Consider the following 26,468-nt stretch of genomic DNA (forward strand, 5'->3'; position numbering starts at 1 on the left):
GCTGGGTCGCGGCCGACGACCGGATCGCGTCCGCCCTCGACCGGATCGACCGGCCCGGTCCGAAGGTGGTCGTCGGCGAGGACGCGCCAACGATCGAGGCGGCCGTCGACGCCGCCCCGGCGGGTGGGACAGTTCGAGTTCCCCCGGGCGTGTACGAGGAGACCCTCGTCATCGACGAACCGGTGACGGTCGTCGGTGAGGACGCGACCGTCCGCGGCAACGGGACCGGGTCGGTGATCGAGGTTCGAGCGCCTGACGTCGGGCTTGTCGGGCTCTCGCTGGCCGGGACCGGGAATGAGACGCGAGACCCAGACGCCGTCGGTGGCCCCGCGGACGAAGACGGGGACTGGGACACGAACGTCCAACTCGGGTACGGCCACGGCGACGCCGGCGTGTCCGCCATCGACGCCCCGGGTCTCGTCGTCGACGACGTCACCATCGAGACGAACGCCAGCGGAGTGTTGTTGCGGTCGGGGTCCGACGCGACGCTCCGAGGAGTCCACGTCCGCGGGGCCGACTCGTGGCGTGACGGGTTTATGGGCGTCGTCGGGATGGAGTCCCGGGTGACGGTCACCGACTCCCGGTTCGAGGACGGACGTGACGGGATCTACCTCCACCGCGCCGACGGTTCGGTCGTCCGGAACTCGACATTCCTCGGGAACCGCTACGGCGTTCACCTGATGTACACCGGGAACACGCTAATCGCCGACAACGTCGCGAGGGAGTCGGTGTACGGCGGTATCACGGTGATGACTCGCCCGGAGGGGAACGCTATCGTCGGGAACGACGTTCGGGATTCCCCGGCCGGGATCCAGGCGTCCGGCACCCGGACCTACGTCGGCTACAACACCCTCGCGAACAATTCCCTCGGCTTCTCGACGAGCTCCCGCAGCTCGCTGTACGAACACAACGTTCTCGTCGACAACGAGGCGGGAGCGCGGGCGACAACGGTCGTCCCGTCGAGCCGTGTCGTCGCCAACGACTTCGTCGGCAACGACGAACACGCCGGCGCGGGCGCGGGGCCGCTCCGCATCTGGGCCGACGGGGACCGGGGCAACTACTGGGAGGGTGCCGACGCCGGGTTCCGTGCGACCGACCGGGCCTACCAGCCGACCTCTCCGGTCGACGCGGCGTTCCATCGCGAGCCGGCGGCGACGACCCTCGCCGAGTCCCCGGCGGTACGCCTGCTTGACCGGCTCCTCGGTACCGTTCCGGGCGCACGTTCCGGGAGCATCATCGATCCGAGCCCGGCCAGCGACCCGTACGACCCCGATCGGATCCGGACCGTTCGCGACGGCGGCGGGCCGGTCCATCCCGACTGGCGGAACGAACTGCTGGAACGAAGCAACACTGACGACGACCCATGACGGACGCACATACGACCCCGGACGAAGCGGGGCACGGACGGCAGAGCGAGGCTGGGAACGGACGGCACGCTGAGGGGGATCGTGGCCGGGACGGAACGACCGAACCCACCCCCGTCGCCACGCTCGATGGTGTTACCCGGACGTACGGTGGGATCGTCGTGCTCGACGATGTCTCCCTATCGATCCGACCCGGGGTCACGGCGGTCGTGGGACCGAACGGATCGGGGAAGTCGACGCTCCTCGGCACGCTCGCTGAGGTGACCCTCCCCGTCGACGGAGCGGTGGATCGCCCGACAGAGACCGACGACAGAGGGGCCGAACTCGGGGACTCCGCCGTCGAACCGAGCCTCGTTCGACGGGTCGGGTACCTCCCGCAACGCGTTCCGTTCCGCGAGTCGTTCACGGCCCGCGAAACGCTCGCGTTCTACGCCCGATTGGTCGGCGACGATCCGGACGCGGCCCTCGAATCCGTCGGTCTGAAGGACGCCTCCGATCGGCGCGTGGGTGCCCTCTCCGGCGGGATGCGTCGGCTGTTGGGGATCGCTCAGGCGACGATAGGCGACCCGCCGCTCGTCGTCCTCGACGAGCCGGCTTCGGGCCTCGATCCCGGGATGCGGGAGCGTGCCTTCCGCCTCGCGGCCGAGAACGCGGCCGGCGGTACCGCCGTCGTGGTCAGCTCACACGACCTCGACCTCGTCGATCGGTACGCCGACCGCGCCGTCGTGCTCGACCGCGGTACCGTCGTCGCTGCCGGGCCGATCGGGTCGCTGTATGCAGAGTACGACGTCGACTCGGTCGAGGGGCTCTATCGCGCGGCGATCCATGGGACTGACAGCGAGTCGGCGGGCGACGCCCCGGACGAACGGGCGGTACACGTCACGGGGGTGTCGGAATGAGAGCGTCGGTGCGCGCGTTCACGACGGTGTTCCGCCGGGAGCTGGCGACGGTCGCCCGGACACCGGGGTACGTCGTGTTGGGCGTCGGGGCGCTCGCGGTGTTCGCCGGGATCACGGTTATCGGTGGGGGCGGGGCGACGGGCGTCGTCCCGGCCGTGGTCGACCTCCTGTTACCAGTCGAAGTGATCGTCCCGCTGATCGCGGCCGTCCTCGGATACCGGGCGCTGCTCGCAGACACCGTGAGTGGCGAGCTCGCGGTGATCCGGACGTATCCCGTCGGAACGACGGCGTACGTTCTCGGGGTCGTGCTGGCCCGGGCGGTGGCGCTGGTGGCACTCGTCGGCGTCCCCCTGGCGCTCGTCGGCGGATACGTCTGGTTGACGGCCAGCCCCGACACCGGGATCTACGCGACTCATCCGGGCGTCGATTCCCCGGCGCTGTACGTCCGGTTCGTTGCGTTCGTCCTCGTGTTCGGCAGCGCGTACCTCGCGATCGCGGCCGCGATTTCGTCGCTAACATCCGGGCGACGATCCGCTCTGGCGCTGGCAGCACTGGTCGTACTCGGCGGCGTCCTCGGTGGCGATCTCGCTGTGCTGCGGTCGTTGTCCGTGGAGGGTGCCGCGGCGACGCTGTCCGGTGCGGTCGCATCGACGCCGAACGGCGCGTTTCGAGGACTGGTCCTCGAACACGTCGTCAGCGTGGCGTTCGCGGCCGACAGCGGGTTCGTGGACACCGGACGGGCGCTCTTCGCCTTGGTTGGGTGGACCCTCGGCGGGCTCGCCGTCGCGATAGCCTCGATCGCGTACGGACGCCGGATCGACGCCACCTTCGAGCGACTTCGGAGGCGGCTCCCGTCATGATTCGACAGTCGTTCTTACCTGACGCCAGAAGAGCTGTTATAGCGGTTGCCTCGGTAGCTCGTGTATGCCGGAACGAATCCTCGTCGCGATGGACGACTCACCCCTCGGCCGCGAATCGCTCGCGTATGCGCTAGACACCTTCCCCGACGCACGGATAACCGTCGTTCACGTCGCGTATCCCGAGATCGACATGCTCCCCGCAAACGCGAGCGAAGTGTACGATGCGGACCCCGACGACCTCGGCGAGGTCGGTGACGAGACCGCCCGTGCGGTGTTCGAGGCGATCCGCGACCTTGCCGGAGACAGGGACCTCACCGTGACGTACCTGCTCGGCGAAACGGATCGCCGACTCGTCGAGTACGCCGAAGCGGGGGAGTTCGATCACGTCGTGATGGGAACTCACGGCCGCGAGGGCCTTTCAAGGGTATTGATCGGCAGCGTCGCGGAGGCGGTCGTCCGGAAGACGGACGTGCCGACGACGCTCGTGAAGTGAGCGGCCGAGCTCGTTCTATTTCTCGGTGGTTATTTCGCCGTGCGTTCTCCATGCGTGATGCCTTATTCTATATTGCGCTATACGATTTATAAGATCGGTGCGAGACAGGTATCCGTCGTTTCAGTACCGACAGATCTCGTCGTGAGCGCTGAGACTACTTAGACACGTGGTGAGCGGCCATCCAGCAGTCGATAGACACTCGCCTCGTACGCCTCTCGCACTTGGTCGCCCCAGTTGTGTGTGTATGTGTCGATCACGTCGTCGGCGACATCGCCGCGTAAGTACTTCACAACGCCGCGATCACCCGTTCTATCCCTGAGATGCGTCGTGAAGAAGTGGCGGAAGTAGTGGGGTGTAACGTTCTCACCCGCGCCACCTCCGGTCCGATACCACCCCGTCTCTCGGGCGTACTGTTCGACGATATGACGAACCGACTGCGGTTCGATCCGTTCGCCCCACCCCTCAGCCGTACCGACGAACAGCGGCTCCGCCGGCGATAGCGTATCGGGACGTATAGCGAGCCAGCGTTTCAACACCGACGCGAGCTCGTCGTCGACGGGAATGACCGTCGCTCGCTTTCGCTTGTTTGAGGCCGTCCGAACCTCGCCGTTCAGCTCCTCACCGACACTTGCGTCGGGCGTTACGTACAGCGAGTTCGGCCGATCCGCCAGTGCCGGGCGCGTTCCGAGCTCGTACAACGCTTCGATCTCCGGATCCGTGATAGTCAGGTCCCGTATATCGAGGTTGCAAAGCTCGCCGACCCGCATCCCCGTTTTCAACAGCGTACAGACGATCGCACGGTGTAACGGATGGGTGATCCCCCTCACGAACTCCCTCATCGCTGGGATCGGAATATCCCGACGAGCGGGGTCTTTGTCCACGGTTTCGTCCATCTCCTCCATCACGAGTGTCATCGGATTCCCGTCGAACGCACCGACCTCAGTCATATACCCGTAAAACCGATGCAGATACGCCGCGTACGTTGCAACCGTACTCTCCGCGACATCCCCTCGAAGCGAATGAACGAACGCCATACAGTCCCTGTGCGTCGCCGTTTTCGGTGAAGTCCGTTCTGGGAGGAACGCCTCGAACCGCCTGAGAACCCGCTCGTACGACTCTCTCGTCCGCTCTGTCTTGCCGTGATACGTCAGGTCCTCGATGAAGTAGCCGACCGGATCCGCCGGGTCGACAGCGGCTGATCTACTCATCGACGAGCGTGTACCCTCCCCGCCGTCCGTTGTAACGGACGCGGTTGTCGTCTTGGAGCGATTCGAGCGTCTCCTCGAGCTGGTCCTCGAAGTCATCGAACACTGCATCGACGAGCTCCTCCCAAGAGCACGGTCGGTCGGATAGTGCCGATTCGATCCGGCTTTCGAGCCCGTGACCCCCAGGGTTAGACCCCTCAGGAGATGCCTCCGAAGGGCTATCCTCGTCTTCGAACGTAAACCCGCGTCTCCCGGCTTGTACCATCGTTCTGACAAACTCGCTCTGTGACATCCCGAGATCGTCGGCGTGTCGCTGCCACCGCTGTTTCTGTTCGGCGGGCACGTACGTTTTCACCGACCGACGTTCGTCGCTCATCTCGTCTCAGTGCTCTCCCGCCGTGGACTTCAATCTGTCCCATATTCCGGGATAAGGTCACTTATACTGGATTCAAGGTCTATACTCCCCGGGAAAATACTTGCATATCTCAAATTCTATACCTGCTAAATCCACTATGTAGTACCCTAATACAAGATATTAATTATCGGTCGCGAGGCTCGGCGTACGACACGTTCGCTTCCTAGATCAGGTAGTTTCAGGTGGTCGGTGTTGGACGTAGGAAAGAGAGTAGTCGTACTCAGTTCATGAATCCTTCCCGGCCCTCGGCCTCTCCCTTCCCGCCCACAGACCGTGTGACAATTGATCCCCGTTAACGCTCCCCGTGTTTATATTGACGGGTCCGGGGCACGGAAGCGTCCGTACTCGTGCGATACCGCCTTAACACAGCGAGACATCGGATCGATGACCTGCGAACGGGGATACGAGGGCGCTAACCGTTGGTCCAGATCGCGGGCTCTCTACGTTGGTCTCGTCATAGCGACTCGATAGCGTCAATGAATGCGGAAGTACACTGCTCGGGCGAGTCTTACTCACTACCGATCGGATACGGTACGGACGTTCATGTGTAGCACGCTGTGGGGAGCTGTCTTGCGATCCTAGTGTGACTCCGACGATCCGAGAATAGCTCCGTGAACCGTTCTACGCGTTGATTGCTTTCGCTATCTGTGTGTAGGAGCCGTATCAACGAACTCCTACGGAAGAACGTTGTACAGAGTCGGATGTTCGACGCGCATTGATCGCTTGCAATAGACGGGTCACCGTCGAGGATCAGCTGGAGACCACCAGTATCCCACGATTCACGGCTCAACCGACCGAATACGTAGGCCGGACGGTCTCGATCGCTTCTCGAACCGTGTCTAACGGTGTATTTCGGACCGCGAACTGCTGTTCACTGCCGTTCGACGACAGAGATGCTGTACGGGCGAACGAGTTTAGAGACGTTTGCCATCGCCATTAGAGAGTGCTACGCCGGTTTCGGTTCGGTACACTGGTGAGGCCCGATCCCTCGTGCTTCTCAGTAACTGAAGGCCTTCACCTAGTGACTCGCCGACTCCTCGCCCCTTGGGTTCGTCAAACGAACATACGACCTCCGTAGGCGTGAGAGCGATGCCGTTTCGAACATCTCGGCTGAGGCGACCTGGTACAAATCTGTTATACTTTACACAACATAATACTGTCCGAACCCGATCTGATAAATCACAATTCGCTATATGGAAAACTCTGCAGACTGATCGAGATGAAACCGTCCGAATCTGACTGAAGCGCTGCTTAGACAGGGATTTCGGAATCGGTGCCGATCCCTTCGAAGACGGCTAACGCACGCTCGATTCCAGGGTGGTCTTCCGCGGTGTTCCGCATAACGACGGTTTCGCTGGGGAAAAGGTGTTCACCCAACTCCAAGCCGTGATCCCGAGCCGTCGATCCGCTTACCGTCAGGTACACGCCGATCCCGGTCTCGGCGATAGCTGCCTCTTCCGACGTTTCCGAAGCGGGATACACGAACTCGACGTCTTCGAGGAGATCCGTTCCGAGTACCGCCGTGACGAGCCGCTCGTACCGAGCGGAGATACACAGCGGTCCATCGTACGCGTCGAGAAACGTTCGATCCAGCGCAGTGCCTGCCGGCAGTACCTCCGGAGCCGCCAGCAGCGTGTGGTACACCGTATCCCCGAGCCCACTTACGACCCGAACGTCCGTGTCCATGGGATCGATCCGGTCGTTCACGTCCGCGAGTCCTGAGAGGCCGCTCGGACGGATCCCGACGACTTCCTCTAAGACCAGATCGGCGGAGTCGAAACCGAGCGCGAACTCGTGGGTTCGAAGCGCCCGGAACGGTTCCTCTCGCCCGACAAGCCTGAAGTCTACGTCGCGGACGCGTACTGTCGCCGAGTCGAAGACGATCCGGCGAGGCTTTCCCGGCCGATCGTCTCGGAGTAGCGTGAACTCCGGGTTGGCCGGGTCCGCCGGGTCCGAGTACGTCGCAAGCCGTTCGTATGGGCCGTGATCCGCCTCGACCGCGTTCTTCGTCACCGCCTTCTCGTACCGTAGCGTGTTGCTCACGGTGTCCGCGAGCGACGCCAGCTCGTCCGTTCCGCCGACATCCGCGAGCCGTTCGAGCACGGCTTCGAGCGGGCGACCCTTCCGCGGAACAGCGACGGGTAACGGATCGGTCATTACCCGACGTGGGCGACCGTCGGTAAAACGGGTTGCGCTTCGGTCCGGTGCTCTGTGCGCGCACTCGACGATCCGATCAGGGCCCGAACGCTTCGTTGAGCCGTTCCCGGAACGCCTCCAGCTCCTCGAGGTGGTCCTGTATCTCGGTTAACTCCGCATCGACATCTTCGAGGTCGTCGCCGAGGCGACTTTCGATATCCGTCAGGCGTGTGTCCACTTCGGCGAGATCGTCCCAGACATCGTCGAACTCCTCGTCGAACCGACCCAGCCGGTCTTCCACGTCGTCGACCCGACCATCCGCCCGGTCGGCGACCGCGGCCGCGTCGTCGACCGACTCGTAGAGGGTTTCGATATCGTCACCGAGGTCATCCACCGTGTCGTCGAGCACCGACAGGTCGCTTTCGACACCCGCAACGTCCTCGACGACGCCCCCGACCGTCTCCTTCGTCTCGTGTACCGTCTCCTCGACCTCCGACACGTCTGTCTCCACTCTTTCCACGGTCGATCGGACGCCGTCGACATCCTCGTGGAGCGTCGAGACCTCCTCGGAGACGGCGTCGACCGATCCTTCGACATCGTCCACAGTGGAGGACATCTCCTCGACCGATCCCTCGACTCGTTCGACCTCGCCGGCGAGCTCTCCGTGTGCGCGCTCGCCCGCGGAGACTCGGTCATCTACCGAACTGAGTTCCGTTTCGACGTCCGCTACCCGCTCGTCGAGGCCGTCGAGGATCTCGCGTGCGGTTCCCTCTTCGTCGATAAACTCCGCGAGGGCGTCGGCGTACGCTTCGATATCGGCGACGCTCGACTGAAGCCGACTGATACGGACATCAACCGATCGTGGGACGCCGCCGATGTCGAGCTCCGAACGAAGGACCGCCAGATCCGCGTCGTCGACCGCCCCGGATCGGATCTCCTCGGCGAGTGTCGACGCGACGCCGCCCGCCGACGTTCCGGCGGCGGGGTCGTCCCCTCCGGCCGCTGCTTCGGGTTCGTTGTCGGACGCCACTTCCGGCTCCGCTGCCCTGTCTTCGGTCGGCACGTCCGCTTCTTCTGACTGGGTATCGGACGCGTCGTCACGGCGCGTCACGGCGGAGACCGTCCCGCCACCGACCGCTCGGGGAGTCGGGACATCCTCGTCTTCGGGGGCGATCCCGTCCTGATCGACGGGGTCGCTCTCGCCCAGCTCGTCACTCTCGTCGGTCGCCTCACCGCTCTCGTCGGTCCCGACCGCCTCACGCTCCATTCCGGGAAGGGTTGCACGGTCGCCGGAGAGGACTTCTCTGACGGCGTCGGTCTCGCCGGCTCCGAGCACGTCTTCGATCTCCTCGCCGACAGGGACGTGTTCGATGACCGGCGCGCCGAGGAACGTCTCGAGATCCGGGTCGTCGTCGCGGATACCGAACACTGTCTCGACCGATTCCCCGGGTTCGAGCACCCGTTCGAACTCGACACGATGGTCCTTGTACGCGGTCCAGTTCTCGCTCTCGTAGTCCGGGTGGAAGCCGATCCGGTCCATCGGGAACGACTCCGGGATCCGGTCGACGATCCGGACCCGAACCGCGTCCTCGCGGTTCGAAGCGAGGTCGTACATCACCGCAGGTACCGGAAACGCGTCGTCGGTAAAGGACTTCTCCACTCGGATCCCGTCCTCGTCGACGGTCGTTGTCGCCTCCGCCGTCCGTTCGTTCATACGGAAACCTCCGTAAGCACGGGCTTAAATTCCACGGGCGATCTCTCAACACCGATAACGGGACGATCGGCCGGAACCGGCGTCCCACAGCCGGTGACCGACCCTTACAACTCGATCCGGTCGCCGATCTCCACGATCTCCAACCGCTGGGGATGCTCGAAGCTCCGGACGTGCTCGTGGAGCGCCGTCGGGTCCGCGGTGAGCCCTTTCCACATGTCCCAGTGGGTCGGAACGAGGCGGTCGAGTTCGAGATCACTCGCGGCCGAGACGATCTCGTTCTCGTCGCTGTACCACTTGGTTCGAACCGGTTCTCCGGTCTCTTTGTCCGGGATCGTCCCGACGGAACCGAACGCGAGGATCCCCAGATCGATGTCGTATTCGGCCGCGAGCTCTCCGAACGTCGAGGACGGTTTGCTGTCGCCCGCGTGGAACACCGTCCCAGTTGGATGTTCAATGACGTAGCCGACGGGGTGGGTCGCGTCCGCGTCGTGTACCTCGACCACGTGAATCGTGAACTCCCCCACCCGGAGTTCGTCTCCTTCAGTCACTTCGAGGAGCTGTTCGTCATCGACGTCCCACTCCTCAGTCCACGATTCCTCGCGCGCGACCGCGAGCGAATCGTCCGGTGCAACGAACTCCGCGTCCGTGTTCGCGAGTATCGGGGCCTGTGAGGGGCCGTGGACGTGATCGGTGTGTTCGTGCGTCGCCAACACCGCATCGGCAGCGTCCACATCTACTGGGTCAAACGGGACCGGGATCATCCGGATCGTCCTCGGTGGGTCTCCCGTCCCGACGTACGGATCGATCCAGAGAACGGTCCCCTCGCGACCCTTGATCACGAACCCGTTACAGCCCAGATACCACAGCGAAACCGTGTCGGGGTCAGCCTCCGCGACCGCGCGCGGTAGCCACGTTCCCCAATCGGATGTCATCATGTCCGGAGCTGTCTCGGCTCACACCGTAACCGTTGCGGAGTCGGACCGGTCACGATCACCAACAGCGAGAGAGACGACTCGTCTCGGACTTATCAATCTCCGACTGCTATATCAACGCAGTAAACTCGCCATGACTGATCACGAACAGGACGACACGCTCAGCGAGCTCGCGACCGCGATCCGCGATGCCGACCGCGTGAGTGTGCTGACTGGTGCCGGACTCTCGGCTGCGTCCGGGATCCCGACCTTTCGCGGCGACGACGGGATCTGGGGGGACGCGTTCGAGGAGGCGGACTTCCACGTTTCCCGGTTCCGCCGGGACCCTGCGGGGTTCTGGGTAGACCGAGTGGCGCTGGCGGAGCGGATGCGTCCACCGGGCGGTGCCTCGCCGAACCCGGCACACTACGCGCTGGCGGCGCTCTCGGACGCGGGGGTCCTCGACGGGGTTATCACCCAGAACACTGACGGGCTTCACGCCGCGGCCGGAACGACCGAAGTCATCGAGCTACACGGCACGAACGCTCGCGTGGAGTGTGCCCAGTGTGGCGACACCGCGGCGGCCGGGCCGGTCCGCGAACGGGTTCGTGGCGGCGAACGCCCACCGACCTGTGACTGCGGCGGCGTGTATAAGCCGGCGGTCGTTCTCTTCGGGGAACCCCTGCCGGCGTACGCACACCGACGGGCACGACGGCACGCTACCGAGAGTGATCTCTTCCTCGTCGCCGGATCGTCGCTGACCGTCGACCCGGCCGCGTCGCTACCGGGACTCGTGGACGGCGAGCTTGCCGTCGTCAACTTCGAGCCGACGCGCTACGTCGACACCGCCGACTACACGTTTCGTGCGGACCTGACGGATCTGCTGCCGTCGTTAGCGGTGCGGGTGCTCGGCGAAGACGCGGACGCTGTCGGCCCGAAGAAATTCTCGGAGTAGGCGTAAGCGGTTATTATCGGCTCACCCGAGGAAATAACGGGCCCACGGGTTGGCCCGGACGAACTGGGTTTCCTCGAGTGCGCGGTCGACGCCGAGAATGCGGCCGGCACCCCACGCGCCGAGACCGAACAGCAGGAGCATGTAGACGAGCGAGCTGTCGACGAAGTAACCGTGGTCGACGGGGAATCCTTGCATGAGTCCGCCCTGCCATGCGGCGGTCCAGAACATCGACATCTGGATCGCACCCATCAGGGCAGCGAAGCGGAAGAACACGCCGAACAGCAGCGCGAGCCCGATCAGGATCTGCCCGAAGATCACGAGCGGGTCGACGATCGCCCCGTAGTTAGCGAACCAGGCAAACAGCCCGCTCAGCGGGTTCGCCTCCGCGATCGCGTTCTGGAGGAACCCCGCCGACGACCACGCCAGCGGGTCCCCGATCCCGCCCTCCAGCAGTTTCTCTAATCCAGCCTGAAGGAACACCCACGCCATCACGACCCGGAGTCCCAGCATCGAGTACGCCAACCACGTCTCCGAGTAATTGAACTCGACGTTTCGACCTAACAGCTCTGCCTGTAGCGTCCGTTCGGACGGTTGTGTCGACATTATGTCACCACCGTGCGCCGGTTCTCTAGTATATATCAAATAACTGTTGGTGAGATCGGGCCCCTACGCTTATCTTTCGTGTCGGCGAACCGGTCCGTATGCTCTCCAGCGACCGGATGGCGGCCGTCGACGCCAATGCGGCAGCCCTCGGGGTCCCGCGCAAACAGCTGATGGAGTCCTCGGGTAACGCCGTCGCCCGTGTGGTTCGCTCCGTCTCGGAGCCGGGAGATCGAGTGGCACTCGTCTGCGGACGTGGCAACAACGGCGGTGACGCGTTCGTCGCTGCCCGGTTTCTGAAGGAGCGAGACGTGACCGTCCGGTTGCTGGGACGTCCCGAATCGATCGGGACGACGATCGCTCGGGAGAACTGGGAAGCGCTCCGAACGGCCGAGCTCTCCGCGGACAGCGTCGTTGACGTCGCTGGCTCAGACCTCGGTCTGAACGCGGCGGACGTCGTCGTCGACGCCCTTCTCGGCACGGGGATCACCGGTAACGTTCGGGCGCCCGAGCGGACCGCCGTCGAGCGTCTGAACGCGGCCGCAGCCGCCGGAGTGACTATAGTGAGTGTTGACGTGCCGACGGGGATCGATGCCGACACGGGACAACCGACCGGGGGAACGGACGGTGTCGCGGTCGACGCCGACCACGTCGTCACTTTTCACGACGAGAAGCCCGGCCTCGGAGCGCTTGACGCGACACTCACCGTGGCCGACATCGGGATTCCGGCGGCAGCGGAACGGTACACCGGCCCCGGCGACCTCCTCGGGCTCGGGCGGGACCCGGACTCGCACAAGGGCGACAACGGCGAGGTGCTCGTCGTCGGCGGCGGACCCTACACCGGTGCACCGTCTCTCTCCGCGCGAGCGGCACTGCGGGCCGGTGCGGACCTCGTCCGCGTTGCGTGCCCGACTGCCGTCGCCGACGCGATACAGGGCTACTCGGCGGACCTCATCGTTCGCGGGCTCGCCGGCGACCGCCTCACCGCGGACCATCTCGGTCGTCTCCTCGACCTCGCGGTGGCGCAAGACGCCGTCGTGATCGGGCCAGGAATGGGCGACGCTGACGACTCCCTCACGCTTGTCCGTCGGTTCCTCGAATCGTACTCGGGCCGAGTGGTCGTCGACGCCGACGCGCTCCGCGTCGTCTCCGACGTCGATACGGACGCCCAGCTGATCTGCACCCCTCATCAGGGCGAGCTCCGTCAGATGGGTGGAGAGACCGCGGAAGACCCGGACGAACGCGCGGAGCTGGTTCGGTCGTTCGCGGCCGGGATCGGACACACCCTGCTGGTGAAAGGCCGGTACGACGTCATCGCGGGGCAGAGCCGTTCGAGCGCTGTCGGTCCCAACGAAGGATCTAACTCGGACGCTCGTACCGGCCCGGACGCTCGTACCGGCCCGGTCGATGTCCGGCTCAACCGGACGGGAAACCCGGGGATGACCGTCGGCGGCACCGGTGACGTTCTCGCCGGTGTGACCGGAGCACTCGCGGCCCGGACCGACCCGTTCGCGGCCGCCGCCGCTGCCGCATACGTTACGGGGCTCGCCGGTGACGCGGCCGCAGAGACCAACGGGAACGGGCTCGTGGCGACGGATTTAATCGATCGGCTCCCGCAGGCGCTGTACGATGAGTGACGGCACGGCTCCGGACGACGAGCTGACTCACACGACCGCCGACGGCGACGTCCAGATGGTCGACGTCGGCTCGAAACCAGACACCGACAGGCGAGCAGTCGCACATGGAGAGATCCGCCTGACCCCCACGACGATCGAGGCGATCCGTGGCGACGAGATCGGAAAGGGAGACGTCCTCGCGACCGCGCGTGTCGGGGCGATCCAGGCCGTGAAACACACGTGGGAGACGATCCCGATGTGTCACCAGATCCCGATCACGAACGTCGACACCGAGTTCGTGGTCGACGACGACCGCGTTGCGTTGACGGTCACCGTCGAGACGACCGGCAAGACCGGCTGCGAGATGGAGGCGTTGGAGGGCGTGACGACCGGCCTCAACGTCGTCTGGGACATGGTGAAAGCCGCGGAGAAGGACGCCGACGGCGGCTACCCGGATACACGGATCACGGACGTCGCGGTGGTGGAAAAACGGAAGGAGCGTCCGGCGGACGACCCGAATCGGTGAGCGACCCATGGATCGATCCGTCTTCCACGACCTCGGCCTGCTCGGAGTCGGCTGTTTCGGCGGCTGTGCCCTCGTCGCGCTCGGCGGCTGGCTGATCGGGCTCCCGTTCGGGAGCGCGGACGGCTCCCCCGCCGGTATCTACCTCGACTTGGCCGGGCCGGCGTCGGCCGTCTGGCTGGGACTCGCCATCGTTGCCGTCGGGTCCGAGCTAGCGAGGTAGGCGCTCTGGCCCCATGGCCACGCGTCCAGTCGTGGCTGAGCATCCAGCCACGAGAGGACGATTCCCCCTCAGTCGTCCGCGGGGGCGGAGCCGTCGCCGCCGACGGTTACCGCGATCTCCGCGGCGGCGGCCTTGTACTCGGGGATCTTCGCGCGCTCGTCGAGGACGTCGTTCGTGAGACGATTCGCGGAGGCGGCCGCGAAGTGCGGGGTCGTCCAGACGACTCCCTCCTTGATGTCCTCGGTCACCTGTGCTTTCACCTCTATCTCGCCGCGTCGCGATTTGAGCGTCACTAGGTCCCCCTCCTCGATCCCGTAGCGTTCGGCGTCGTTCGGGTGAACGTCGACGAAGTTCTCCGGGTGTTGTCGCGAGAGCGTCGGCGATCGTCGGCTCATCGTTCCCGTGTTGTAGTGCTCCTCCAGCCGGGCCGTGGTGAGTATCAGCGGGTATTCCTCGTCCGGCACCTCCGCGGGCGGCTGGTGGCGGACGCCCTCGATCCGTCCCAGTCCGTTTTCGGTGTCGAAGGTGTCCTCGTAGAGGAACTGGTCCCCCTCGTCACCCTCCTCGTAGCAGGGCCACTGGAGTCCCTCCTCGCCGAGCGCGTCGTAGGTCATCCCGTGGTAGATCGGACACACATCGCGGAGCTCCTCGAAGACGGCCTCGACGTCGTCGAAGCGGAACTCGTCCTCGGTGAACAGGCGGCTTCCGACCTCCATCAGGATGTCGAGGTCGTGTTTCGTGTTCTCGTGAACCTTCTCGACGCCTCGCATCCGCTGGACCCGCCGGTCGGTGTTGGTGACGGTGCCGCCACGTTCCGCCCACGTCGTCGCCGGGAGGACGACGTCGGCGAGCTTTGCGGTCTTCGTCATGAAGATGTCCTGAACGCAGAGGAACTCGAGGTCCTCCTTGAATCGTTTCTCGGTCTCGTTGCCGTCCGGTTCGCTCATGATCGGGTTTTCACCCATTACGTACAACCCGTGGACGGTGTCGCCGATCGAATGTGAGATCTCGACGTTCGTGAGGCCGGGCTCGTCGGGGACCTCGAAGCCCCACGCCTCCTCCACCGATCGCCGGGCCTCGTCGTCGTCGACGAGCTGGTAGCCGGGGAGCACGTTCGGCATCGCACCCACGTCACACGTTCCCTGAACGTTGTTCTGTCCGCGAAGCGGGTTGACCCCGGTGCCCGGCTCGCCGAGATTCCCCGTGATCAGCGCGAGGTTGATCTCGTTCTGGACGTTGTCGACCCCGCAGGTGTGCTGGCTCATCCCCATCCCGGTGAAGATGGCGGCGTTGTTCGCCATCGCGTACTTCTCCGCGGCGAGCTCGATGTCGGCTAACGGCACGCCGCACTCCTCGGCGGCGGCCTCCTTGTCGAAGTCAGCGAGCGTCTCCTTGAGGTGCTCGAACCCCTCCGTCCGCTCCTCGATGAACCCCTCGTCGATCCATCCCGCGTCCGGATCGTCCTTGTGACCGTCGAGGATCGTTTTGAGGACGATGTTGAGGAGCGGGATGTCGGTGCCCGGGTTCAACTGAAGGTGTTGGTGTCGCTCCGTCTCGTCGATCTTGAACGAACGCGTCGTCTTGTTCGCGTGCGGGTCGACCTGTATGACGGTCGCGCCCTCGAGTACTGCCTGTCGGAAGTACTGGCTGTTGGCTATCGGGTGCTGCTCGCCGGGGTTCGCGCCCTGGATCCAGAGCACGTCCGCCGACTCCTCCAAGTCCGCCATGCTGTTGGTCATCGCACCCTGTCCGAGACTGGTTCGAAGCGCCCAGACGGTGGAGGCGTGACACATCCGCGTGCAGTTGTCGACCTGATTCGTGCCGTATCGGCGCGCGAGCTTCTGGAGGAGGTAGTTCTCCTCGTTCATCGTCTTCGAGGAGCCGAAAAAGCCCATCCCGTCCGGACCGTGTCGGTCGCGGATCCGCTCTATCTCCGAGACGATCCGCGAGTACGCTTCCTCCCACGTCGCCTCCCGGAACTCGCCGTCGTCACCCCTGATAAGCGGCTCCGTGAGACGGTCCTCGTGGTCGACGACTTGGGTCGCCGCTCCCCCTTTGATACAGATCCGGCCCTCGTTGACCGGGGCGTCACCCCACGGCCGGAAGTTCACGTCACCTCGATCCTCGCCCTGCTGTATCTGGATCCCGCATCCGACCCCGCAATAGGGGCAGATCGTTTTGACCGCCTCCTCGCCTTCAGTTGACATCCGGATCACCCACTGAGTGTGTGCTCATACCTCATGATCTATGGATCGGGTTGTATGAGTGTGTCGGTGATAGAGGGGGGCGGGGCTTCGGCCCGGTGATGACGGGTGAGTGGGCACGCTGGCCCGACGGTGAGGAGGGAGGGTGCTCCGATAGCAACCATCGAATCCGCACGGAACCGTTAGGTGGTCGGCGGGCGACGGGAGCGGCATGGAGCTCTCTCCGGACGAGGTCGAGGCAGCGATCGAGGCGTACCGGTCGTCCGAGCCGCTGTACACGGTCGAGTCGGAGTCGATCGAGGGCCTCCCGCGTGCGTTTCGGCGAGGTGAGTACGGTCGCCGGGACGCCCAGTGGGTCGTCAGGTGGTTCGGCCGTCGGTACCTGGGCGAGGAGCCACCGGGGTTCGACCGTACCCACCGGGAAGAGCGGTTCGAAGGGGCCGATTTCGAGGCAGTCCGGGACGCGATCGACGAGGCCGTCGCAGCCGACCGCGACGAGTTCGGATCGGCGGTCGACGCGTTGACATCGCTGCCGGGTGTCGACTTCCCGATCGCGTCGGCGTTCCTCGCGTTCGCCAACCCGGAGGTGTTCGTCGTCGTCGACCGCCGAACGTGGCAGGCGGCGCAGTCGCTGACGGATCTGGAGGGGGCGTACCCGGATCCCCCCAACATCGAGCAGTACGAAGCGTTCCTCGATACGTGTCACGTGCTCGCAGACCGCTACGGAGTGGGTCCGTGGGAAGTGTACATGTTCCTCTGGCGACACGGTGCGGCGTCGACAGACCCGGAGTGAGTCGCTGACCCGAAGCGAGTCGTTGGGTCCCGGTTGGAGTTCAGCGACGAACCCGGATCAGACGCGGAGCCACGCCTTCGGGTGTGCTTCCCGGAGGTGGTGTTGGTACGCTCGGATCAGCTCCGGATACGAGTCCGCGACACAGTGCCACTCACAGTGGTCACACGTCCGCTCGACTGCCTCGTCAGCACCCTGTACGTATCCACCCCGACGGTAGGTCACCATCTCAGTCCCCTACTCCTCTTGCGTGCCATCATAGCACACACGCGTCTGAGACGCTTGAACCCGTCGCCCCCATTGGCTACATAATATTGTGATCATTCGTTATAAAATTGTTAAGGGTAATTGACTTGTAAATAGATTTACACTAGATGATGTACATTGGTAACTCGGATCATCTATGAGAGCAGTTGTGTATCAGGGACCGTACGAGGTCGCTGTCGAGGACGTGGAAGAACCGGAGATCCAGCACCCGAACGACGTGGTCGTGGACATCACGACCTCCTGTATCTGTGGGTCGGACCTCCACATGTACGAGGGACGAACCGCGGCCGAGGAGGGGATCGTCTTCGGCCACGAGAACATGGGAATCGTCAGCGAGGTCGGAGAGGCGGTATCCACTTTGGAAGAAGGAGACCGCGTCGTCATGCCGTTCAACGTCTCCTGTGGATTCTGTCAGAACTGTGAGGAAGGGTTCACCGGCTTCTGTACCAACGTCAACCCTGGCTTCGCCGGCGGGGCGTACGGCTACGTCGCCATGGGCCCGTATCCCGGCGGACAGGCCGAGAAACTCCGCGTCCCGTACGCGGACCACAACGCCCTGAAACTGCCGGAGGGCCGCGAACACGAGGACGCGTTCTCGCTGCTCGCGGACATCTTCCCGACGGGCTGGCACGGCACCGAGCTGGCGGACCTCCAGCCGGGGGAGTCGGTCGCCGTCTTCGGCGCAGGCCCGGTGGGGCTGATGGCCGCCTACAGCGCGAAGATCAAGGGTGCGGCGGAGATCTACGTCGTCGACCAGGTTCCGAGCCGACTCGAGCTTGCCGAGGAGCACTGTGACGCTCACGCCATCGACTTCTCCGAGGGCGACCCGGTAGACCAGATCATCGAGGAACACGGCGGGATGGTCGACAAGGGCGTCGACGCCGTCGGATATCAGGCGACCGACCCTGACGACGTCGACGAGAACACCGAGGACTACGCGTACGACCCCGCCAAGGAGAACCCGGCGGTCGTGCTCAACAACCTCATCCGCGTCGTCCGGCCGACGGGACAGCTCGGCGTCCCCGGTCTGTACGTCCCCGAAGACCCCGGTGCGCCCGACGACATGGCGGCACAGGGTCGTCTCGGCATCGACTTCGGGAAGTTCTTCGAGAAAGGCCTGAAATGTGGGACCGGCCAGTGTAACGTGAAAGCGTACAACCGGTACCTGCGCGACATGATCATCGAGGGGCGTGCCGATCCCAGCTGGGTCGTCTCCCACCGCGTGAGCCTCGAGGAAGCGCCCGAGATGTACGAGGCGTTCGACGCCCGCGAGGAAGGGGTCACGAAAGTCCTACTCGAGCCGTAGTCACGGGACACACAGGGACCACGCCCCACGTTCCGACGTTCTCTTGATGCCACACTCCCGCCGAGCGACCGCGAGCACCCGTGATACCGCCGGAACCGGCCGCCAACCCTTATAACTAATCGGTGCGTTCGACCGACTATGTGCCAGTACTGTAACTGGGCGTTTCACGACGGCTGGGGCGAGCTGCTGCAGTACGACGAGACGTACCAGTCGGCGTTCGCGACGGAGTCGGAGTCGACCCACGGGTTCCACGAGGACTGGGACGACCTCCAGGCGGAGCTCGGGATCTGAAACGGCGAGTCGCTCGGCGGTCGGTTGCACGCTGATGGTATATAAGAAGTCCACAGATACGCCCAACCCCTGCCGGAGACGATCCCGTGAGCTCCCTGGAGCCGACGACGTGGGCGGGCGTCACGACACAAACGGGCGTACCGTGCGGCTCGTCGGTTCCGGACCAACGCGTTCCGACAGGAACAGATCGTGAACGCGGGCTCACGCAGCTGAGAGGCGTGGACACCCGACCCGCCGGCCGGTCCGGGTCGCTCTGGAGCGTCCGGTGACTCACCGATGCCAGTTATACCGGAAACACGTCGGCGGCGGTTCGATCGTCCTCGATGGTTCCGCCGTCGTCGACCGTGAGGTCGTCGAGCTCCTCACGCAGTCGCGGCTCGTTCATCTCTTGACCGATGAACACGAGCCGCGTTCGGCGAGTGTCGTCGGGCCCCCACTCGCCGATCGGTCCTGCCTGTACGGAGGGTCCGGCCTGGCTGAGCCCGATCACGTCGTCGGCGCCGACGACGTACGCGACTCCTTTCGCGCGGATCACGGCTCCGTCCCAGTCGTCGACCCAGTCGACGAACGGGCCCGGATCGAACGGTCGGTCGGACCGATACACGAACGAGTCGACGCCGTGGGCGGCGGCCGCACCTTCGGCGTGGTCGTGGTCGTGACCCTCATGGTCGCCGTGGTCGTGGCCCGCGCCGTGCTCGTGAGCCGCCTCGTCCTCGGCGTCCCTGGACCCTGTCCCCTCGCTCTCGGCTATCGCGCGCTTCCAGCCCGCCGAGCGTTTCGCCGCGTCGAAGTCGAACCGACCCGTCCCGAGCACCTCGTCGGGGTCGACCTCCGAGTAGGTCGTTCGGATCCGTTTCGCACGCGGCCCGAGCCGCTCCGCAACGGACTCGATCCGACCGAGCACGTCGTCGGGTACCATATCGGTCTTGTTCAACAACAACACGTCACAGAACTCGATACCCTCGACGAGCACGTCGGCAAGGGGGCGGTCGGAACCGGACTCGACGTTCGCGCCTCCCGGAAGGTCCTCGCCCGCATCGAACTCCTTCCAGAACCCATACGTGTCGAGCACGGTCACCATCGTGTCGAGGCGGAATCGCTCGGTCGGGTCGGCCTCCGTCTCCTCAGTTCCCTCTAGGAACGCGCGGGCGACCGGAACCGGCTCGGAGATGCCCGACGATTCCACGAGCAGATAGTCGAACTCACGGGAGTCGGCGAGGCGTGTCGCTTCCGTGAGCAGGTCGTCCTGTAACCGACAGCAGATACAGCCGTTCGAAAGGTCGACGACTCCCTCCGCCTCGTTCTCGCGGGCGACGAGCTCGGCGTCGACGTTCACCTCGCCCATGTCGTTGAGGATCACCGCGATCCGCCGGTCGCCCGGGTTCGCGAGCAAGTGGTTCACGAGCGTCGTCTTACCGGCGCCGAGGTAGCCACTCAGAACGGTGACGGGTATCCGATCGTCGTGTGTCATACGTGACGTAGTTACATAGGGGACAAATCAAACGATCGATCGGGTGAGATCTGAGCACGGATCCTCGTGGGGTCGATCCCGCAGCGTCCCTGTGGGAGTTCACCGGTTCGATATCGCCGACCCACTTCCGTGGACGGGGCGGCCGATCCCACTACGTCGATCCGGCCGGTACCAGCTCCGCCGCCTTCGACCGGGCGCGGGCGACGATCGACGGCTTGGCCTCGAACGCGACCGTGACGTGGTCGTCGGCGTACGTCTCCTCGTCCACATAGGCGTGGTCGTGGATCCACGAGACGAGGCTCATCGCGTCGTCGGAGACCGGAACCACCAGTCGCTCGCGCTCCCAGTCGGGAAGCTCCGATTCCACGCGGTCTCGCAGCTCGGCGACACCCGCGCCGGTCCGTGCGGAGACGGCGACTGGGTCCGGTGCGAGCCCGGAAAGCGCGGCCCGCTTGTCGGCCAGCTCGCCCGGTGCGAGTCGGTCGATCTTGTTGAACACGGTGACGATGGGGGCTTCGTTGCGCTCGTACAGCGTATCGTGGCTCGTGACGAGTTTCTCGCGCATCTCCGGAACGGGTTCGCTCGCGTCGACGACGAGGAGGACGAGGTCCGCCCGGTACACGGAGTCGAGCGTCGACTCGAACGACTCGACGAGCCAGTGTGGGAGGTCGGCGATGAACCCGACCGTGTCCGTGAGCAGCACGTCGCGTTTCTCCATCTCGGCCCGCCGGGTGGTCGTGCCGAGCGTCGTGAACAGCATGTCCTGCGACTCGGCTGTCGGGTCGAGGTCGGGGTGTCGGTTCGCGTTCTCGTCGACGTCGAGCTCGGCGGCCAGCTGGCGCATCAGTGTCGACTTGCCCGCGTTCGTGTATCCTGCGAGCGCGACGAGATCGAACCCGGAGTCCCGCCGCTGCTCGCGGCGCGCCTGCTCCTTCTCGGCGATCGACTCGAGCTCCTCCTGGATCTCGGATATCTGCCGTTTGATGTCGCGCTCGACGCTCTCGTCGTACTCGCCGAGTCCCATGAACCCGGGGCGCTCGTCGCGCTTCGCGAGGCTCGCCTTCGCCTCGGCTCGGGGGAGCTCGTAGCGCAGCTCCGCGAGCTCGACCTGGAGCTGTGCCTTCCGCGTGTTCGCGCGCTGGCCGAATATCTCGAGGATGAGCGTGAATCGATCGATCACTTCGACGCCTTCGGGGAGCTCCCCGCCGATGTTGAACGTCTGGTACGGGCCGACGTCGTTGTCGACGATCACGGCGGACGCGTCGGTCCGGCGGACCAGGTCCCGCAGCTCCGCGACTTTCCCCTCGCCGAACATGAACGCGGCGTCCTCCGTTCGGGTCTGGGCGAGCTCGCCGACGACCTCGTAGCCCGCGGCGCGCGCGAGCTGCGTTATTTCACTCAGGTCAGCCTCACCGCTGTCGACGCGTTTCGCGACCACCGCACGGCGGCCGTCGGGGTCGCGGTCTGGCGCTCCCCCCTCTCGGTCGGACATGGCCCCGTCGCGAGATCGCCCACCGTCTGACGGGTCGCTCGTCTCGTCGATCGCGTGGTCGCCGCCGGTCATAACAGCAGCTCCCGGGCGGCGTACGCGGCGTGGTGTGCGGCCTGCACTGTTTCGCGTTCGGCTACGCTCTCGACGTATTTAAACTCCGGCTGGAAGCTCAGTCCGACGACCTCGGCGGGCTCCTCGTAGAACTCGCCGCCCTCGGCGACGATCGGCCCACCGGGTGGCTCCGGGAGGTTCCCGACCGCCTCGGCGGTGAGGGCGACGGTCGCCTCCAACGCCGGCCCCTCGCGAACGCTGGCGAACCCGATCCCCTCCACGGAGCGGATGCGAGTCGAGTCGACCGTCGCGTGGACCGCGGCCGCAACCATCAGGTACTCGCCGTCCTCCTCGTGGCGGCCGCTGATATCCACGCCGACGACCTCAGGGGTGGGGATCCTCCACCTCCCGTAATCGATGTCGAACCATGCTACTGATACGTGTCCCATCGCTTTTAATCGTCCGGGCTGTCGGCGGGCGTCCCTACGAGGTTCGGGCCCGATGTCGTGAGTTCCGAAGATCGCTCGCGGAACGCCTGGAAGCCGGCCACTCGTCGAGAAGTATCGTCGAAGGCGGGGTTTTAAACTCGTCTCGACGGTACCTACGGACCGATGGAAGACGACGCCGACGTGTACTACGTCATCAGCGACCTCCACATCGGCGGCGACGAACAACTGGAGGAGGTGGAGTTCCTCGACGAACTGCTGGGGTTCCTCGAACGCCTCGCCGACACGGAGGAGAACGCCGAACTGGTCATAAACGGTGACGCGTTCGGTCTCTGGGAGTTCACCACCGTCGAGGGGATGGAGAAGTTCGACGAGCTGGAGTCGTCGTATCCGGAGCTGTTCGAGCAGCTGCGGCGGACCGGCCAAAACGTCGCGATCACGCTGCTCCCGGGGAATCACGACCACGAGCTCGCCGCCTACGACGAGTACGTCGACCGGTTCGCCGAGTACAACGTCGACCTGGTTCAAGACGAGTCGATGCGGCGACGGGTCGGCGATCGGGTCGTCCACTTCGAACACGGCCACCAGCGGGACCCGAACAACCGGATCGAGGACTGGGGGAACGAGCACGCGACCCCGCTCGGCTACTACTACAACACGCTCGTCACGAGCCGCGCGGGCCGGCTCTCCGATCGCGGCCGGTACAACTGGCTAAAGGACGTACAGGCGGTGACGCCGACGGAGCGGATGCCGATATGGCTCTTCTCGAAATACTTCTACCGCGAGATGAACCCGGTTCTGCGATACGCCCTAGTCCCGTTCCTGTTGTTGTTCAACGTCAGCGTCGTGGTCGCAGTCCTCGCGGCGCTCGACATCGCCGGGATCTGGTCGATGCCCGTCGACCGCACGACTTCGTTCCTCGGACAGTTCGGCACCGCGGGGACTGCGGTCTGGTTCCTGCTCGCGATCAACGTCGTCGTCACCACGCTATTGGTGCTCGTCGCGGTTCCGTTGTACTTCATCCGGCGGGACCTGCGGCGCACGATCGATCGGTTCGGCGTGTTCGAGACGTCGCTGACCGTCGACGCCGAGGGACCGTACGAGTCGGCCGCGCGGGAGACGTTCGAGGCGGACCCCGACGTGGCCGTCTTCTGTTACGGCCACACGCACCGCCCGACCGTCCGGGAGCTCGACGGTGGCGTCCTCGTCAACACCGGGACGTGGCTCAAGCGCCTCCACCGTCGCGACGGGATCATCGGCGTGTTACCGCCGGTGTTTTACCCCACCTACCAGCTCGGCACCGTCCGGATCGCTGACGAGCCCGACGGGGTTGCGGTCGAGTACCGGACGATCGGGAAGCCGAGCCCGGCCGAGGAGGAGCTGACGCTGACTGAGCGGGTGTTCACCGTCGGTCGCGAACCCGACCTCGATATCCCGGATCGGACGGTCATCGGGGACTCGGACGCCAGCGACAACGCGGATCCACTGGACGATGCGACAGCTGCGGACGACGCGGCACCCGCCGACGATGTCGTCGAACCGGACCCTGACCGTTCCCTCAGTCGGTGAGGTATCGCTCCGGTTCCATCCGTGAGAGCCGCATCGCGTTCCCGGTCACGCCGAGGCTCATCCCCATATCGCCGACGATGACGGCAACCGCGACGCTCACGTACCCGAACGGGACGCCGACGGCGAGCAGCGCTTTCACACCGAGACTGCTCCAGACGTTCTGCCGGATCACGTCGTTCGCCTCGTTCGAGAGCGCGTAGAGATACGGCAGCTTCTCGATCTCGTCGCCCATCAACGCGATGTCGGCGGTCTCGATCGCGGTGTCGGTCCCGGCCGCGCCCATCGCGACGGCGACGGTCGCACTCGCCATCGCGGGCGCGTCGTTGATCCCGTCGCCGACCATCGCGACCGAGCCGTGGGTCGCCTCCAGTTCCTCGACGGCGGCGACCTTGTCCCCGGGCAGCAGCTCGGCGTGGTACTCGTCGATCGCCAGCTCGTCGGCGACCGCGCGAGCGGTCCCCTCGTTGTCCCCGGTGAGCATCACGATCGACGACACTCCGAGTCGGCGGAGGTTCGCGATCGCACGCTTCGCCTCCGGCCGGACCGCGTCGGCGATCGCGATCGCGCCGACGAGTCGGTCCTCGGTCCCGACGAGCACGACGGTCTTGCCCGTGCGCTGGAGCGACTCGATCGTCTCCGGGCCGAATTCGGCGTCCGGTCCGGCGTTCGGCCCGTTGAGTTCGACGGCCCCGCCATCGGTGCGTTCGGACGTACCGTGTCCGTCGATATCGGGCACGTCGAAGTCGAAGCCGAGCTCTCCGAACAGGCCGGGATTGCCTGCGTAGTACGTCTCCCCGTCGACACGACCCGTCACACCCTTTCCGGTGAGGCTCTCGAAGCCGATCGTTTCGGGGACCTCGGTATCGCCGGACTCGACCCGCGCGAGGATCGCCTCGGCTATCGGGTGTTCGCTTCGACGTTCGAGCGCCCCTGCATAGCGAAGCACGTCGGCCTCGCTCGCGTCGTCGGCCGGGACGACGTCGGTCACCGTCAGGTCGCCAGTGGTGAGCGTCCCGGTCTTGTCGAACGCGACCGCGTCAACGTCGCCCATCGCTTCGAGGTGGTTGCCACCTTTGATCAGGACTCCGTTGCGGGCAGCGGCAGTGACGCCGGAGGCGACGCTGACCGGCGTGGAGATGACGAACGCGCAGGGACACGCGATAACGAGCAGCGTCAACCCGCGAACAAACCACGTCAGCCGGTCCCCGACGAACGTGTGTTCGACACCCGCAAGCGTGAGTGTCGCGGTTCCGTCGACGAGAAGCGGCGGGAGGAACGCGGTCGCGACCGCGAGGACGACGACGACGGGCGTGTAGTAGCCGGCGAACCGGTCGACGAACTGCTCCTTGTCGGTCGACTTCGCCCCTGCCTCGCGCACGAGGTCGATGATCCGCGAGAGCGTCGACTCCGCGGCCGCACTCGTCGCCTCGATTTCGAGATACCCCGTCTCGTTGAACGTGCCCGCATACACCTCGTCCCGGACGGCCTTGTCGACGGGGACACTTTCGCCCGTGATCGGCGACTGATCGACCGCCGAGGCACCCTCCCGAACCACGCCGTCGACGGGGAGCTTCTCGCCCGGTCGGACGGCGACGCGCTCGCCGACACTCACCTCGTCGATCGGCACCGTGACCTCCCCGCCGTCGCGGATCACCGTCGCTTCCTCCGGGGCGAGCTCCAACAGCTCGCGGAGGGAGTCGCGCGTTCGGTCCATCGCATACCGTTCGAGCAGCTCGGCGATGCTGAACAGGACGGCGAGGGTCGCCGCCTCGATAAACAGTCCGATGGCCGTCGCGGCGACGATGGCCGTCCCCATCAGGAGATCGATGTCCAGACTCCGGTTGCGCGCGGAGTAGTAGCCGCTCCGGACGACGGGGATCCCGCTCGTCACGGTCGCGACGAGGAACGCACCGCCGGCGACGGAAACACCAAAGCCGGCGACCGTCACGAGCGCGTAGTTCAGTCCGGTGAGGACGAACTCGAGGAGGAGTCCGACGGCTAGGAACGCCGCGCCGATCCACGTTCGGACGGCGCGATCGCTCCGCCAGACGTCGGCGGGCTCGGCGACGGCGGGCCGCTCGCTTCCAGCCGCCACGTTCCCAGAGGTGTCCGATTCATCCGTCCCGGCCGACTCATCCGTCCCGGCCGACTCACCCGTCCCGACCGACTCACCCGTTTCGGCCGACTCACTCGTCCGATCCGACCGATCCGCGACGGCGTATCCGGTGCCCTCGACCGCCGCGATCAGGTCAGACTTCCCGACCCGATCGGGATCGTACGTGATCCGCGCGATACCGCTCGTCGGCCGGAGGTCGGCGTCGAGGACGCCGTCGAGGCGGTCAAGTCCCTTGCCGACTTTCGCGGCACAGGAGGGACAGTCCATCTCGGGGACGGTTACGGCGAGCGTAGCCGTCTCGTCACCCGGTTCGCCCGTCGGATCGCTCATTGCCGGGAACTACGGCCCCGACCCGGTTACGTCTTTATTGGAATATGCCAACTGTATGGGTGGATATACCCAATCCCGTTCACGGGTTCGAGAACGACCCGTCGAGGAGTGACCGGCGCTCGACGTGTCGCTCGGCGAGGGCCGCCTCAGCGCGCCGGAGCCGGTACGTGAGCGTGGACCGGGGGACGTCGAGCCGGTCGGCCAGCTCGTCGGCGTCGACC

25 protein-coding genes are annotated in these 26,468 nt (G+C 65.3%); 12 read left to right on the forward strand and 13 right to left on the reverse strand.

Annotation, left to right across the window (positions count from 1 at the left end):
- The 4 genes from ACFQEU_RS01495 to ACFQEU_RS01510 form a co-directional block, all read left to right on the forward strand.
- Positions 1-1,367: right-handed parallel beta-helix repeat-containing protein (locus ACFQEU_RS01495; RefSeq protein ID WP_379778515.1), on the forward strand; the 1,367-nt coding region annotated here is incomplete at its 5' end.
- Positions 1,364-2,263: an ABC transporter ATP-binding protein gene (locus ACFQEU_RS01500; protein ID WP_379778517.1), complete on the forward strand. Its 900-nt coding sequence runs from the start codon at positions 1,364-1,366 to the stop codon at positions 2,261-2,263. The genes ACFQEU_RS01495 and ACFQEU_RS01500, both read left to right, overlap by 4 nt.
- Positions 2,260-3,123, forward strand: a complete 864-nt coding sequence (locus ACFQEU_RS01505; protein ID WP_379778519.1) for an ABC transporter permease — start codon at positions 2,260-2,262, stop codon at positions 3,121-3,123. The genes ACFQEU_RS01500 and ACFQEU_RS01505 overlap by 4 nt, the downstream gene beginning before the upstream one ends.
- Positions 3,124-3,187: 64 nt before the next feature.
- Entirely contained in the window at positions 3,188-3,616 is a 429-nt protein-coding gene (locus ACFQEU_RS01510; RefSeq protein WP_379778521.1) for a universal stress protein, read from the forward strand.
- A 158-nt stretch (positions 3,617-3,774) separates the two neighbouring features.
- Here ACFQEU_RS01510 and ACFQEU_RS01515 read toward each other — a convergent pair whose 3' ends face one another.
- From ACFQEU_RS01515 to ACFQEU_RS01535, 5 genes are all read right to left on the reverse strand, one after another.
- The gene (locus tag ACFQEU_RS01515; protein WP_379778523.1) at positions 3,775-4,824 is read right to left on the reverse strand and encodes a tyrosine-type recombinase/integrase; all 1,050 of its coding nucleotides are present in this window, start codon (positions 4,822-4,824) and stop codon (positions 3,775-3,777) included.
- Positions 4,817-5,197 carry a DUF5805 domain-containing protein gene (locus ACFQEU_RS01520; RefSeq protein ID WP_379778525.1) on the reverse strand — a complete coding sequence of 127 codons (381 nt, stop codon included), beginning with the start codon at positions 5,195-5,197 and terminating at the stop codon, positions 4,817-4,819. Before ACFQEU_RS01520 ends, ACFQEU_RS01515 begins: the two co-directional genes overlap by 8 nt.
- A gap of 1,290 nt (positions 5,198-6,487) precedes the next feature.
- Positions 6,488-7,393: a hypothetical protein gene (locus ACFQEU_RS01525; protein WP_379778527.1), complete on the reverse strand. Its 906-nt coding sequence runs from the start codon at positions 7,391-7,393 to the stop codon at positions 6,488-6,490.
- Positions 7,394-7,469: 76 nt separating this feature from the next.
- Positions 7,470-9,086, reverse strand: a complete 1,617-nt coding sequence (locus tag ACFQEU_RS01530) for a coiled-coil domain-containing protein (RefSeq protein WP_379778528.1) — start codon at positions 9,084-9,086, stop codon at positions 7,470-7,472.
- Positions 9,087-9,190: 104 nt separating this feature from the next.
- Positions 9,191-10,021: an MBL fold metallo-hydrolase gene (locus ACFQEU_RS01535; protein WP_379778530.1), complete on the reverse strand. Its 831-nt coding sequence runs from the start codon at positions 10,019-10,021 to the stop codon at positions 9,191-9,193.
- Between the two features lie 130 nt (positions 10,022-10,151).
- Between ACFQEU_RS01535 and ACFQEU_RS01540 the strand changes: the two genes are divergently transcribed.
- Positions 10,152-10,952: a Sir2 family NAD-dependent protein deacetylase gene (locus ACFQEU_RS01540; RefSeq protein ID WP_379778532.1), complete on the forward strand. Its 801-nt coding sequence runs from the start codon at positions 10,152-10,154 to the stop codon at positions 10,950-10,952.
- A 21-nt stretch (positions 10,953-10,973) separates the two neighbouring features.
- Here the strand turns inward: ACFQEU_RS01540 and ACFQEU_RS01545 are convergent, their stop codons facing one another.
- On the reverse strand, positions 10,974-11,555 hold the full coding sequence (locus tag ACFQEU_RS01545; RefSeq protein ID WP_379778534.1) for a DoxX family protein: 582 nt from the start codon (positions 11,553-11,555) through the stop codon (positions 10,974-10,976).
- 98 nt (positions 11,556-11,653) lie between these two features.
- Here ACFQEU_RS01545 and ACFQEU_RS01550 point away from each other — a divergent pair, with 98 nt between their 5' ends.
- The 3 genes from ACFQEU_RS01550 to ACFQEU_RS01560 are packed head-to-tail and all read left to right on the forward strand — an operon-like array spanning position 11,654 to position 13,914.
- Positions 11,654-13,189, forward strand: coding sequence for an NAD(P)H-hydrate dehydratase (locus ACFQEU_RS01550; protein ID WP_379778536.1), 1,536 nt, complete (start codon positions 11,654-11,656; stop codon positions 13,187-13,189).
- Positions 13,182-13,694, forward strand: a complete 513-nt coding sequence (moaC, locus tag ACFQEU_RS01555; RefSeq protein WP_379778538.1) for a cyclic pyranopterin monophosphate synthase MoaC — start codon at positions 13,182-13,184, stop codon at positions 13,692-13,694. Before ACFQEU_RS01550 ends, moaC begins: the two co-directional genes overlap by 8 nt.
- Before the next feature lie 7 nt (positions 13,695-13,701).
- The gene (locus ACFQEU_RS01560) at positions 13,702-13,914 is read left to right on the forward strand and encodes a hypothetical protein (RefSeq protein WP_379778540.1); all 213 of its coding nucleotides are present in this window, start codon (positions 13,702-13,704) and stop codon (positions 13,912-13,914) included.
- A 68-nt stretch (positions 13,915-13,982) separates the two neighbouring features.
- Here the strand turns inward: ACFQEU_RS01560 and fdhF are convergent, their stop codons facing one another.
- Positions 13,983-16,121, reverse strand: coding sequence for a formate dehydrogenase subunit alpha (gene fdhF / locus ACFQEU_RS01565; protein WP_379778542.1), 2,139 nt, complete (start codon positions 16,119-16,121; stop codon positions 13,983-13,985).
- Between the two features lie 208 nt (positions 16,122-16,329).
- Here fdhF and ACFQEU_RS01570 point away from each other — a divergent pair, with 208 nt between their 5' ends.
- The gene (locus ACFQEU_RS01570) at positions 16,330-16,911 is read left to right on the forward strand and encodes an HhH-GDP family DNA glycosylase (RefSeq protein WP_379778544.1); all 582 of its coding nucleotides are present in this window, start codon (positions 16,330-16,332) and stop codon (positions 16,909-16,911) included.
- A gap of 57 nt (positions 16,912-16,968) precedes the next feature.
- Here the strand turns inward: ACFQEU_RS01570 and ACFQEU_RS01575 are convergent, their stop codons facing one another.
- On the reverse strand, positions 16,969-17,136 hold the full coding sequence (locus ACFQEU_RS01575) for a hypothetical protein (RefSeq protein WP_379778546.1): 168 nt from the start codon (positions 17,134-17,136) through the stop codon (positions 16,969-16,971).
- A gap of 175 nt (positions 17,137-17,311) precedes the next feature.
- Between ACFQEU_RS01575 and ACFQEU_RS01580 the strand changes: the two genes are divergently transcribed.
- Positions 17,312-18,481: a glutathione-independent formaldehyde dehydrogenase gene (locus ACFQEU_RS01580; RefSeq protein WP_379778548.1), complete on the forward strand. Its 1,170-nt coding sequence runs from the start codon at positions 17,312-17,314 to the stop codon at positions 18,479-18,481.
- A 138-nt stretch (positions 18,482-18,619) separates the two neighbouring features.
- Positions 18,620-18,772 (forward strand): hypothetical protein, encoded by a 153-nt coding sequence (locus tag ACFQEU_RS01585; RefSeq protein WP_379778550.1) that lies wholly within the window; start codon positions 18,620-18,622, stop codon positions 18,770-18,772.
- 283 nt (positions 18,773-19,055) lie between these two features.
- Here ACFQEU_RS01585 and ACFQEU_RS01590 read toward each other — a convergent pair whose 3' ends face one another.
- The 3 genes from ACFQEU_RS01590 to ACFQEU_RS01600 form a co-directional block, all read right to left on the reverse strand.
- Entirely contained in the window at positions 19,056-20,243 is a 1,188-nt protein-coding gene (locus ACFQEU_RS01590; RefSeq protein ID WP_379778552.1) for a CobW family GTP-binding protein, read from the reverse strand.
- Between the two features lie 151 nt (positions 20,244-20,394).
- Positions 20,395-21,735, reverse strand: a complete 1,341-nt coding sequence (gene hflX, locus ACFQEU_RS01595) for a GTPase HflX (protein ID WP_379778558.1) — start codon at positions 21,733-21,735, stop codon at positions 20,395-20,397.
- A 68-nt stretch (positions 21,736-21,803) separates the two neighbouring features.
- Positions 21,804-22,160, reverse strand: a complete 357-nt coding sequence (locus ACFQEU_RS01600; protein ID WP_379778559.1) for a DUF2209 family protein — start codon at positions 22,158-22,160, stop codon at positions 21,804-21,806.
- 237 nt (positions 22,161-22,397) lie between these two features.
- Here ACFQEU_RS01600 and ACFQEU_RS01605 point away from each other — a divergent pair, with 237 nt between their 5' ends.
- Positions 22,398-23,801, forward strand: a complete 1,404-nt coding sequence (locus tag ACFQEU_RS01605) for a metallophosphoesterase (RefSeq protein WP_379778554.1) — start codon at positions 22,398-22,400, stop codon at positions 23,799-23,801.
- Here ACFQEU_RS01605 and ACFQEU_RS01610 read toward each other — a convergent pair.
- A complete protein-coding gene (locus tag ACFQEU_RS01610; RefSeq protein WP_379778556.1) occupies positions 23,791-26,247 on the reverse strand; it encodes a heavy metal translocating P-type ATPase in 2,457 nt (818 codons plus the stop codon). The genes ACFQEU_RS01605 and ACFQEU_RS01610 overlap by 11 nt on opposite strands.
- 79 nt (positions 26,248-26,326) lie before the next feature.
- Positions 26,327-26,468 (reverse strand): helix-turn-helix domain-containing protein (locus tag ACFQEU_RS01615; RefSeq protein ID WP_379778561.1); only part of this gene is annotated, 142 nt, incomplete at its 5' end.

Source organism: Halorubrum tibetense (genome assembly GCF_042661865.1).
GTDB classification, from domain to species: domain Archaea; phylum Halobacteriota; class Halobacteria; order Halobacteriales; family Haloferacaceae; genus Halorubrum; species Halorubrum tibetense.